General features: G+C 55.3%; 9 protein-coding genes and 1 pseudogene. 4 read left to right on the top strand and 6 right to left on the bottom strand.

Annotated elements, in window-relative coordinates; translation table 11 throughout:
- Nucleotides 1-62: 62 nt before the first annotated feature.
- Nucleotides 63-662, bottom strand: coding sequence for an HNH endonuclease family protein (locus OZ656_RS02330; protein WP_278350087.1), 600 nt, complete (start codon nucleotides 660-662; stop codon nucleotides 63-65).
- A 255-nt stretch (nucleotides 663-917) separates the two neighbouring features.
- Between OZ656_RS02330 and OZ656_RS02325 the strand changes: the two genes are divergently transcribed.
- A complete protein-coding gene (locus OZ656_RS02325) occupies nucleotides 918-1,508 on the top strand; it encodes a hypothetical protein (protein WP_278350086.1) in 591 nt (196 codons plus the stop codon).
- 388 nt (nucleotides 1,509-1,896) lie between these two features.
- On the opposite strand, the gene OZ656_RS02320 is transcribed toward OZ656_RS02325, so the two are convergent.
- From OZ656_RS02320 to OZ656_RS02310, 3 genes and pseudogenes are all read right to left on the bottom strand, one after another.
- On the bottom strand, nucleotides 1,897-3,726 hold the full coding sequence (locus OZ656_RS02320) for a hypothetical protein (RefSeq protein WP_278350085.1): 1,830 nt from the start codon (nucleotides 3,724-3,726) through the stop codon (nucleotides 1,897-1,899).
- 127 nt (nucleotides 3,727-3,853) lie between these two features.
- Nucleotides 3,854-4,708 (bottom strand): annotated as a pseudogene (locus OZ656_RS02315) (YifB family Mg chelatase-like AAA ATPase); the annotation flags it as partial.
- Between the two features lie 66 nt (nucleotides 4,709-4,774).
- Nucleotides 4,775-5,026: an accessory factor UbiK family protein gene (locus OZ656_RS02310; RefSeq protein WP_011784069.1), complete on the bottom strand. Its 252-nt coding sequence runs from the start codon at nucleotides 5,024-5,026 to the stop codon at nucleotides 4,775-4,777.
- A gap of 378 nt (nucleotides 5,027-5,404) precedes the next feature.
- Here OZ656_RS02310 and glnK point away from each other — a divergent pair, with 378 nt between their 5' ends.
- Nucleotides 5,405-5,743, top strand: a complete 339-nt coding sequence (glnK, locus tag OZ656_RS02305; protein ID WP_011784068.1) for a P-II family nitrogen regulator — start codon at nucleotides 5,405-5,407, stop codon at nucleotides 5,741-5,743.
- A gap of 66 nt (nucleotides 5,744-5,809) precedes the next feature.
- Complete coding sequence (locus tag OZ656_RS02300) at nucleotides 5,810-7,081, top strand: ammonium transporter (RefSeq protein WP_011784067.1); 1,272 nt, start codon at nucleotides 5,810-5,812, stop codon at nucleotides 7,079-7,081.
- A gap of 63 nt (nucleotides 7,082-7,144) precedes the next feature.
- Here OZ656_RS02300 and speE read toward each other — a convergent pair whose 3' ends face one another.
- Nucleotides 7,145-8,026: a polyamine aminopropyltransferase gene (gene speE, locus OZ656_RS02295; RefSeq protein WP_011784066.1), complete on the bottom strand. Its 882-nt coding sequence runs from the start codon at nucleotides 8,024-8,026 to the stop codon at nucleotides 7,145-7,147.
- Nucleotides 8,027-8,164: 138 nt separating this feature from the next.
- Between speE and speA the strand changes: the two genes are divergently transcribed.
- Entirely contained in the window at nucleotides 8,165-10,078 is a 1,914-nt protein-coding gene (speA, locus tag OZ656_RS02290; protein ID WP_278350084.1) for a biosynthetic arginine decarboxylase, read from the top strand.
- Nucleotides 10,079-10,105: 27 nt separating this feature from the next.
- On the opposite strand, the gene OZ656_RS02285 is transcribed toward speA, so the two are convergent.
- Nucleotides 10,106-11,143 carry an AraC family transcriptional regulator gene (locus tag OZ656_RS02285; protein ID WP_278350083.1) on the bottom strand — a complete coding sequence of 346 codons (1,038 nt, stop codon included), beginning with the start codon at nucleotides 11,141-11,143 and terminating at the stop codon, nucleotides 10,106-10,108.
- Nucleotides 11,144-11,173: the final 30 nt, after the last annotated feature.

Raw genomic sequence — 11,173 nt, 5'->3', positions numbered from 1 at the left:
TATATGCGTTCATGCTCAAAAAAAACCAGATTTCGATTTCTGGCCTAGGTTTTTGATGCTTTTTAGGATATTTTTTCTATTCCACTAATGCTGCGATTGAGACCGAGTTCGACGGGCCACAGGTGGGTTAAATCATTGGCAAACCGCTCACGCTTCTCGTCGCTCCACTGCGAAGCGCCGTGCTCCCAGGCCCAGGCCAGCGGAACCACATGATCAACGTCGATATCTGAGGCGTTTTGAATGACCTTGCCGGTAAAGGGACTGATCCAACGACCTCGTGTGACCCGGCAGCGATCGGCACTGGCAAACTGAACCGGTTGGACCGTCGAGGTTTCAATCAGCGCCTCGGCACGGGCATCCTGACAGTCGCCATCAGTATCGTCCCAACCGTGGCCAAAGGCGCTTCGTTGATAGTCAGCCTTACCGCCTGTCTCGGTGCGATCTGAGCTATGGCTATCAAGGCTGATGCCGCTAGGCAGTCGGCCACCGGAATCAAGGCAGTCTTGCAGTGAGTCGAAGCCGGTGTAGGATTGGGTGCGATCGTACCAGGCGCTCTGGGGCGGGTGGCAAAGGCCACTGTTGGATTTTTTGATCAGTTCCGCAGTCAGGGGCGTACTGGTCAGTAGTAAAATAACGGCAAGAGCGCCGATCCTCAGTCGCATGGCGTTTGGATTCCTTTCAAGTCGACAAGTAAGCGTCAGCACAGGCGTTGAGCGCCGAACGGGACACAGAATACTGGGTCCGTTCGGATCGTCCAAATTTGGACGCTTGAGACGCTTTTTTCTATTAACAACAACGGAGACCAATACTCACTTATGGCCATCCATTTTTATGCGAAGGGCCGGCTTTCATCGGGTTTTTATGGCTGGCACGTGACAGCGACACTCAGAGGAAAGCGCTATCAAAAATACCTCAGCTTGAGACCGCCAAAACCGACGATTCCCGCCAAGGTCTGGTATCGCTACCAGGAAACCCGGGCACGCTATTACGATGCTCGGTGGTCTGCCCGCGCTGCGGCTTTGCAGTACATTGATGCCTTGAAAACAAACCATCCAAACACGCGCCCGGGGCGTGGCGTTGGGTTTCGTGGCATCACGATGGGGATCACCACCGGTGACCGGGTGGATCAGGAGCACTGTTATTTCTCGGTAAACGAGCCGGGGCGGCCAGTGCGCTTCTACATCACCGGGGATTGCACCTTATCCCAAGCCTGGCAGCAGGCAGTTGACCACTGGGGGCAGGTGTTCGGTATTCGTCCCAAAGACATTAAACGCAAACTCAACAATCCCGTCAGCCCCGGAGCATTCAAAGCCCTTCGAAGTCAGCTCAACGATCATGAGGGTTGCAACATTTCCGTTGAGGCTCTGCACCATGTGTATGCCGAACAGCGAGCCGAGCTCGAGCGACAAAAAGCACGGGAGCAAACGAAGGGCGAAGTGACCGAGGATGATCTGTTGGGGTGGTACGCCAGCCTGAAGCAGGAAATCTCGGAGTATCAGAATCGGTGAATTAAGACGGAGCGGCGGGGGAGGCGAAGGATGCCAAGCCTCTCCCTGACCGTCACACCACTGAGCAGGTGTCGCATGTGCCTGACATCCAATGTCGGACTTGATCGAGAGAACTGGATTCTCTCGACCCAACTTTACGCTAGCATATAAATTGTCTATGGTACAGCTAGCGTATTGAATAACAGCGACTACTCTGCCGTTCAGCCCATGACTGCCGACCGGAACTAACATCTCTTCTGATGGCTATTCTCTATTAATCCCGAGATTGTTTAAATGCCAATTGAAATTCTGAAACTCGATCAGAAAATTCGCCCCTTTCATTTTTACCAAGTGCTTCTCCACATCTTGCCAATCGGGAAATTGGGAAACTGGCTCTTCCTTCGTGAATTCACAAAGTCAAACCCATCTTTCGTAAAGCATTCTTGGCTGCAGCTTCTTGGACGACCTTCTTATTTTTCGACTTCTTATGCGAAAACCACTCAACATCTTCAGGATACCCAGCTATAACATCCTTTTTTTCTTTACCCTTTCTATCGTCACCCTTATATCGAACATCTGAGAGTAATCGCGCCAGAACATCTTCAAACTCACTTCTCTTCCTCACAGAAAAGCATAAACCACTCATGCTTATCTCCCCATATCCTCCGCTATCACATCTTTTTCTAACCAAACGGCGTTCAATCTCAACCACATATATCGGATCATCAAGCGTAGTTATTTTTACAACTAACGCACCGCGAGTTCGAGAGGATCCGGAGTAAAGGTAGGGCCAGCCTCGGACTCCGGCAGGGACGTCATCAGAGTAATCAAACGGCTCCAAAGCTATCAACTCTGGCTCCTTATCACCACAAAATCCTTTACGAAAAGTAAACCATTCGACCTTTAATATTTTGTGTGGGAATTCACTCCTCAGGTAGCAGAAGGCATCCCACATATCTCTTAGCATCCCCTTTGATTGGAGCTTCAGTGGTGCCTCAAAAAACACCTCCCCCACGCCTTTATCATTTCCGAACCGATCATCGCTCGAATACCGGTCCGCAAAGCTCTCACCATGTTGAAAAACATTATTACCAGCGCCTGAGCTATGATTAACTTTTTCCTGGCCTATAGGTGAAACATCAACATCTGGGTGAGCCAGCTCAACAAATTCTGGATCCTCAACCGCCTTCCTCGGTCCTGATCGGTCAGGATTCTGGCGGCTCGTTACAGGAAGTTTTCCGGAGGGCAGGTCACGCTTTCCTCGGCCAGGATAAGATGCAGGTATTGTCTCAGCGCTCTCTGTCGCTTTCGCTCCAGAACCCCTTATCAACCTATGAAGTTTAATTTCCGGGCCTGCAGGTGGACTACATCCCAAAATATTCAATGCCAAGAACGAACGACCACTATCGAATGAAATCCCTTGAACCCGGATTCGGGCCCTTTGCTCGTGCCATGGCCGTACTTTAAGATGAACCAGTGGATACTTTCCAGACACGGATATACCTTCGATAGCCAAATCCATTTGCGCATAAATGTCTTTTGCTGATACCTTGGCGTACTTATTATATTTTAGCCACGCCAAAAACCTAGCATCTGCCTCTACAAGCTTTGAATTCCCCTTTATTGAAATATTCCAAACACCATCTGATTCAGACTCCAAAAAGTTTGAGAGCATATAATTGTATGGGTCATCCCAATCTCTAAACAGGTGCTTTGCCAATATCCTCTTTATTTCTTGGGAGGATCCATAACACCGGGAAAAGAATTCTAGGCACGGAACCAGAAGAGTTCGTTTTTCTCCATCTTTTAACTTAATAAAATAGTTCTTGTCTTTTGTGTACTTTAATGGATAAACATGGAGGGGATATGGAGCGTCGCAAATTCCATGGTAGTAGTCGTAAAAGGATACATGGTGCCATCCATCCCTATCAAAGCTTACTTCAAACTCTGCTGTTTCAAAATCCACTTCACCAATACAGCAGCCATTCTTCCATATAGTCCCAATCCTAGCTTGTCCTAATAGAGTTATTGGCACAGACCGCGTGAAATATTCACCCAACCTATTATCTGCCAGAAACTCACGCAGAACCAAGATAACTTTCGGTTGATTAAAATCATCATTTTTTGTGACCCCTCCATACCACCACACAACGAACGCGGCGTGACTGCTCGAAAACTGCTCACTAAGATTTACGGGGCTTTCTGCGGCTTTAACAGGGAAATTCAGCTTGTTTTTCATCAGGCACAGACAACAGGTATAAGCTTCTATCTATCGATCTGAGATGTCCCCAGATACGACACCAGTTAGGCACCATACCTCTGTCTCACCTATTTTAAAACCGTCTCACCTATTAAAAGAAATGACAGCCACCGCCCACCAGCGCCACTGCAGACGCCGTGTGATGAGGCGCCCTGAATGGTGGCTGACGCCAGCCACCTGGCTTTAGCGGCTGGCCAGCAACGGAATGCACGCTGGCCACCTCCATGGCTGCCTCATCTGGCAAACCTGGCAGAATGCCCGGTAACCGGCTCGCCAGCATACTTTTACCGGTTCCTGGCGGGCCGAAAAACAGCAGATTGTGACCGCCAGCTGCGGCCACCTCCAGCGCCCGACGGGGCACTTGCTGGCCTCGCACCTCTGAGAGATCGGCCACAGACACCGCTGCGGAACCGTCTCCCGGCGTTTCAGATCGAGGAACAGGAACCAGCCTGGCACGGCCCGTCAGATGCTCACACACTGTCAGCAGATGGCTCGCGGCAAGCACATCATCACGGCTGGCAAGGGCAGCTTCCTCGGCGTTGTCCTGAGGTAGCAACAGCGAACGGCCTGCTTCGCGAGCCGCCAGTACCGCGGGCAATATCCCCTTGAGGGGCCGAAGCGCACCATCCAGGGACAGTTCTCCGAGAAACTCGTGGCTTTCGAGGCTTTCGGGGGGAATCTGGCCGGAGGCGGCCAGGATGCCCAGGGCAATGGGCAAATCAAAACGGCCACCTTCTTTGGGCAGGTCAGCAGGCGCGAGGTTGATGGTGATTCTACGGGCGGGGAATTCGAAACCGGCATTCAGCAGTGCACTGCGAACCCGATCCTTGCTTTCCCTCACTCCGGTTTCCGGCAGCCCGACTATGGATAATGCCGGCAGGCCACCAGACAGGTGCACCTCAACGGTAACCGGGGGAGCAGACACGCCAATGCTGGCGCGCGAATGGACAATAGCGAGCATGACAACCTTCCATGGCACAGAACAATCAGTCGTTGCGGGCAGCGACCCTGCCGCCCGGGCAAACCATCAGGAACTCTGGCGTTGCTCCAGTTCGGCAACACGTTTTTCCAGGGCCTCAACCTTTTCACGGGTTTTCATCAGGACCGCCTGCTGGGCATCAAATTCTTCCCGGGTCACCAGCTCCAGCCGGGACAGAACCGACATCACCGTGGCCCGGGCCTGGGTTTCAAAATCTTCCCGTGCTGCCCGCGCCATATCGGGAACAAACTGGCCAAACTGACCCTGCAACTGAGAAAAAATTTCCTGGGGCCCTTTCATCAATCACCTCTCGAATCGGTTTTTCGGCGATATCAGACTATTTTCCGTGTCGCCGGGGTGTTTGCGGGAGTGTATCACACCCTACCCCCTGCCATACTGTACCCGGTCGGCATTATAATGGCCGCGGCCGATGGCCCGACTGCGCTGTTTTGAGACAATCGCAGGCACAATGCACCACAACGGTGCATCAAGCTGCGCCATTTCGGCACAGACAATAATTAAGAGTTTGTTTTAAAACATATTTTTTGCGTTGGCATACCCGATGCTAAAGCCCTCGTACGCAATCCGCACAATTGATGTGCGAGGTGGCAGCATCCCGAACTCAACAACCGGCCGACGGGCCCTCACTGTTGGGACGGCTTTACCAAGGAGAAAGCAATGAAACTTGTGACAGCGATCATCAAGCCTTTCAAATTGGATGATGTCCGTGAGGCACTATCCGAGATTGGCGTACAAGGCGTAACCGTCACTGAAGTCAAAGGCTTCGGTCGGCAGAAAGGCCACACAGAGCTCTATCGTGGCGCGGAATACGTGGTGGATTTCCTGCCCAAGGTCAAAGTGGAGATCGCCATTGGCGACAACCTGCTGGACCAGGTCATCGAAGCCATCACCAAGGCAGCCAACACCGGCAAGATCGGCGACGGCAAAATATTCGTGACTGAACTGGAACAGGCTATCCGGATCCGGACAGGCGAAACCGGCGAAGAAGCGGTCTGATCCAGAACTGACACCCAGCCAACGCAAAAACTTATAACCTGAAGAGCCTTGTGCGGAGGGCTTCCTATGGAAAGCAATCTCTTTCACCTGCAGTATGCAATAGATACCTTTTATTTCCTCGTGTGTGGCGCATTAGTCATGTGGATGGCCGCAGGCTTTGCCATGCTCGAGTCCGGCCTGGTGCGTGCTAAAAACACCACCGAAATCCTGACCAAGAACGTCGCGCTCTTTGCCGTGGCCTGCACCATGTACCTGGTGTGCGGTTACGCCATCATGTACGGCGGTAACGTCTTCCTCTCCGGCATCGCCGATGTGGACGTGGACGGCGTACTGGGTGACTTCGCCACCCGTGAAGACGGCTTCACCGGCGGCTCCATCTACTCGGCGGCCTCTGACTTCTTCTTCCAGGTCGTGTTCGTGGCCACCGCGATGTCCATCGTGTCCGGCGCCGTTGCTGAGCGCATGAAGCTGTGGGCGTTCCTGGTATTCGCCGTCTTCATGACTGGCTTTATCTACCCGCTGGAAGGCGCGTGGACCTGGGGTGGCGCCGATGTGTTCGGTATGTACAACCTCGGTGATCTTGGCTTCAGTGACTTCGCCGGCTCCGGCATCGTACACATGGCAGGTGCCGCTGCGGCCCTGGCTGGTGTACTGCTGCTTGGCCCGCGTAAAGGCAAATACGGCCCCAACGGTGAAATCCGTGCCTTCCCGGGCGCCAACATGCCACTGGCCGCTCTGGGTACCTTCATCCTGTGGATGGGCTGGTTCGGTTTCAACGGTGGTTCTGTACTGAAACTCGGCGACGTAGCCAGTGCCAACTCCGTGGCCATGGTGTTCCTGAACACCAACGCAGCCGCTGCCGGTGGCGCTATTGCCGCCCTGATCACCGCTCGCCTGATGTTTGGCAAGGCTGACCTGACCATGCTGCTGAACGGTGCGATCGCCGGTCTGGTGGTAATCACCGCCGAGCCATCCACCCCGAGCGCGCTGACAGCCACTATCTGGGGCGCCCTGGGCGGCATCCTGGTGGTACTGAGCATCGTCACTCTGGACAAGCTGCGCATCGACGATCCGGTCGGCGCCATCTCTGCCCACGGTGTCTGTGGTCTGCTGGGCCTGCTACTGGTACCGGTTACCAACGGCGATGTGAGCTTCAGCGGCCAGATCATCGGCGCCCTGACCATTTTTATCTGGGTATTCGTAGCCAGTCTGGTCGTCTGGGGTATCCTGAAGGCTGTCATGGGCATCCGTGTGACCGAAGAGGAAGAGTACGAAGGTGTCGACCTCTCCGAATGCGGTATGGAAGCCTATCCGGAGTTTGTCAGCGGCAAGCAGTAACACCGCTACCTACCGGAATAAAAAAGGGCGCCCTTGTGGCGCCCTTTTTCTTTAAGCTCTGGTTCAACCCTCTTCCGGGCGAACCTCATCTTCCAGCGCATCCACCATAAACTGCGGCATGGCCAAGGCACCGTGGTGCACCCCGGCATTATAGTAACGGGTGACAAAGGGGCGGTTGTTGGCATCTTCCTCGCGGAAATACTTCAGCGGGTTTTCCTTGCTGCCCATGGTGCAGCTCCACCAGCCCGTGGGGTATACCGGCTGGGGGAATGGCAATGTCTGCACATGGCCAAAACCGGCTTTGTGCATGTCATCGTGAATGTCCTTGATGATGGTATTGGTGTGCAGCAGGGGGGATTCGCTCTGCTGCACGATGATACCGCCCTCCCTCAGGGCCAACATGGCATCGCGATAGAAATCCAGTGCGAACAGGCCTTCCGCAGGACCCACCGGGTCGGTACTGTCGATAATCAGCACATCAATGCTGTTCGGCTCGATATCACGCATCCACTGGATGCCATCACCGAAAAAGAAGTTGGCACGGGGGTCGCCATTAGCTTCGCACAGTTCTGGAAAATACTTCTCAGACATGCGGGTTACCCGCTCATCGATCTCCACCTGCCAGGCTTCCTGCACTCCAGGGTGTTTCAGCACTTCTTTCAGGGTGCCGCAGTCGCCACCACCGACGATGACCACTTTTTTCGGGTCCTTGTGGGTGAACAGCGCAGGATGGGTCATCATTTCGTGGTACAGGAAATTGTCCCTGGTGGTCAGCATCACACAGCCGTCCAGAACCATCAGGTTGCCGAAGGTTTCGGTTTCATAGATTTCGAGTTTCTGAAATGGCGTCTGCTCTTCATGGAGCTTGCGCTTTACCTGCAGGGAAAAAGCGGTGCCCTGGTCCTGAAATACCTCGGTGAACCAGCCTTCGTTCAATGCGGTCATGTCTGTCTCCCACTGTGTGCCGCTGCAATGTGCCGGGGCATCTGAAAGGGGCGTATTGTAGGTGCAGTGGTCAGCTCCTACAATGCAGCCTGTTACCGGCCCGCCGGCCGCCCCGGGTTTCCTGACAGGATAGCAACAATGGCTGAAACCGCTGCATCACCAGCCCACAAGGTCTACAACATCGCTCACTGGAGTGACGGATACATTTCAGTCAACGGTCAGGGCGAGGTTGAAATCTGCCCGGACCGGGGCAGAAGCGACGCCCGCATCAACCTGCCGGCGCTGACTCGTTCGCTGGCCGAAGCCGGTGTGCCCCTGCCGGTTCTGATTCGCTTTACCGATATCCTGCATGACCGGGTCAACAAGCTCTGCAATGCCTTCAACAAAGTCACTCAGGAGCAGGGCTACCGGGGCCGCTATACGGCGGTTTACCCCATCAAGGTAAACCAGCAGCGCCGGGTGGTGGAAGAACTGCTGTCAGCCGAACCGGCCGCCTCGGCCAACCAGGTGGGCCTTGAAGCCGGCAGCAAACCGGAGTTGATGGCCGTACTGGCGCTGGCAAAGCAGGCCGGTTCGGTGATTGTCTGCAACGGCTACAAGGACCGGGAGTACATCCGCCTGGCACTGATCGGCCAGAAACTGGGTCACCGGGTGTTTATCGTGGTGGAAAAGCAGTCGGAACTGCCACTGATTCTGGAAGAAGCAAAAAAGCTGGGCATTTCCCCGCTGATTGGCGTGCGAGCCCGGCTGGCGACTATTGGCAAGGGCAACTGGCAGAATACCGGGGGCGAGAAGTCCAAGTTCGGTCTGTCTGCCAGCCAGGTGCTGGATGTGGTGGATACCCTGAAACAGGCCGGAGCCCTGGGCACCCTGCAACTGCTGCATTTCCATCTGGGCTCACAGATTGCCAATATCCGGGACATCCAGACCGGCTTGCGTGAGTGCGCTCGCTTCTACACGGAACTGCACGCTATGGGCGCCCCCATCGGTACCGTCGATATCGGCGGCGGCCTGGGTGTCGACTACGAAGGAACCCGTTCCCGCAGTAGCTGCTCCATGAACTACAGCGTATTCGAATACGCCTACAACGTGGTGCACGTGCTGCAGTCCGAGTGTGACCGCCAGGGTATCCCGCACCCGGACCTGATCAGTGAATCCGGCCGGGCGCTCACCGCCCATCATTCGGTACTGGTCACCAATGTGATTGACCGCGAATACCCGGACAACCGCGAGCCTACGGAACCCGCTGCTGAGGCCCCCGCGCCGCTGCAGGATCTCTGGCGAGACCTGGAAAGTCTTCAGGATGAAGGCTCGCCCCGCTCACTGGCGGAAATCTATCACGACATCCTGCACGCCATGGCCGATGTCCACGCCCAGTTTGCCCACGGTTTGCTGTCCCTGCAGGAGCGGGCCCAGGCCGAAACCCTGTACGTGCGCTGCTGCCGGATGCTCCGGGCCGAGCTGGACAGCGCCAACCGGGCGCACCGGGAAATCATCGACGAGCTGAACGAGAAGCTTGCGGAGAAACTGTTCGTGAACTTTTCCCTGTTCCAGTCCCTGCCCGATGTCTGGGGCATCGATCAGATTTTCCCGGTGATGCCGATCAACGGGCTTAACCGGTCACTGAACCGGCGGGCCGTGATCCAGGATATCACCTGTGACTCGGACGGCCGGATTGATCAGTACGTGGACGGCCAGGGCATCGAAACCACCTTGCCACTGCCCGAACACGACCCGGAGTCCCCTTTGCTGATGGGCTTCTTCATGACCGGCGCCTATCAGGAAATCCTTGGCGATATGCACAACCTGTTCGGGGATACCCACTCGGTGGACGTGAAGCTGGACCAACAGGGGCAATATCAGGTGGGGGAACCCATTACCGGGGACACCGTGGCGAAAGTACTGCGTTATGTGAATTTCGAGCCCGCCAACCTGCTTGAGGCCTACCGGCAGAAGTTCCGGCACAGCGGCCTGGCTGCAGAGCTGCAGCAAACGCTGCTGGCCGAGCTGTCCTCCGGGCTTGAGGGCTATACCTACCTGGAGGAAGGATAAATCGTCAGGACGGACGAAAAGGCGTGATCAGGTCTGATTGTCCCGGCGCCAGGCCGAGGGCGAGACTCCTTCCCACTTGCGAAAGGCCCGGCCAAAATTGGACGGGTCGCTGTAACCCAGATGCTCGGCGATCTCGTCAATGCTCATCGCCGAATGGCGCAACAGCAGCTCCCGGGCCCGCTGATGTCGCACACTCTCCTGAAGACCATGAAACCCGCCACCCTCGGCGGAGAGCTGCCGCCGAAGCGTTCGTGGCGACACCCCCATTTGCTGCGCCACATCCTCGAGGCCGGGCAAACGCCCATCCCGGGCAGACTCCAGCAAACGCAAGACCCGATCGCTCACCGAGGCAGAAGCTTCCATCTGGCGCATTTCTTCCTCGCACTGGGCTTCTGCCACCCGGCGGGCAACCGGATTGGACAGTGACATCGGTAACCCCAGAAACGACTTGCGAAAGCGCAACTGGTTTACTCCCGCCGAGAACGTGACCTTGCCGCCGAACAGATACTGGTAGCGCTCAACATCCTCGGGGCGAGGGTAATCCACCAGGCACCGCCCGCCATCCAGTAACTGAGTGCCGAATAACAGGTAATTCACGTCCATCAGGGTGGCCATCACCACTTCAATATTAAACCGATGAAGCTTCTCGGTGTCGTGGTGAATTTCCAGTTGAATCACTGCATCCTCATCCTCGACGAAGAACGCCAGCGACATATAGGCGAACCGGATCCGGAAATATTTGATCAACACCGCCAGCGCCTGCTCCAGGGTGTCGCAACTGATGGCAGCCTGGGACAGGGCTCCGTGCGCGGTGAACTTCAGACGTTTGCCGTATTCCAGCCCCAGGCATTCATCACCACAGCGGGTCAGTGCCTGCTGGCATAACGCCGTGAACTGATCGAGCGTAATGAAATTGTCGGGATGACTGAGCTGGCTGTTTCGAATACCGGCCACTGACACGAGTTCCGAACGACGCACCCCACGCTCCTCTGCCAATTGGCAGAGAATTTCAGCGTAATGCACCCGCATAACGGGCAAAGAGCCACTGGAGAGCGTTGCGTTCATGGTCTGGAATTTTTGATCGTTGTTTTACCG

It is taken from the genome of Marinobacter sp. LM1 (assembly GCF_042763285.1).
Taxonomy (GTDB): Bacteria; Pseudomonadota; Gammaproteobacteria; order Pseudomonadales; family Oleiphilaceae; genus Marinobacter; species Marinobacter nauticus.
Note: the sequence above shows the minus strand (reverse complement) of the source record. Positions and strands in the feature narration are given on the sequence as shown.

Coding starts and splice junctions, on each gene's coding strand:
- glnK (WP_011784068.1), top strand. CDS start 5,405: ATGAAACTTGTGACAGCGATCATCAAGCCTTTCAAATTGGATGATGTC.
- speE (WP_011784066.1), bottom strand. CDS start 8,026: ATGACCGCATTGAACGAAGGCTGGTTCACCGAGGTATTTCAGGACCAG.
- OZ656_RS02310 (WP_011784069.1), bottom strand. CDS start 5,026: ATGAAAGGGCCCCAGGAAATTTTTTCTCAGTTGCAGGGTCAGTTTGGC.
- speA (WP_278350084.1), top strand. CDS start 8,165: ATGGCTGAAACCGCTGCATCACCAGCCCACAAGGTCTACAACATCGCT.
- OZ656_RS02330 (WP_278350087.1), bottom strand. CDS start 662: ATGCGACTGAGGATCGGCGCTCTTGCCGTTATTTTACTACTGACCAGT.
- OZ656_RS02300 (WP_011784067.1), top strand. CDS start 5,810: ATGGAAAGCAATCTCTTTCACCTGCAGTATGCAATAGATACCTTTTAT.
- OZ656_RS02320 (WP_278350085.1), bottom strand. CDS start 3,726: ATGAAAAACAAGCTGAATTTCCCTGTTAAAGCCGCAGAAAGCCCCGTA.
- OZ656_RS02285 (WP_278350083.1), bottom strand. CDS start 11,143: ATGAACGCAACGCTCTCCAGTGGCTCTTTGCCCGTTATGCGGGTGCAT.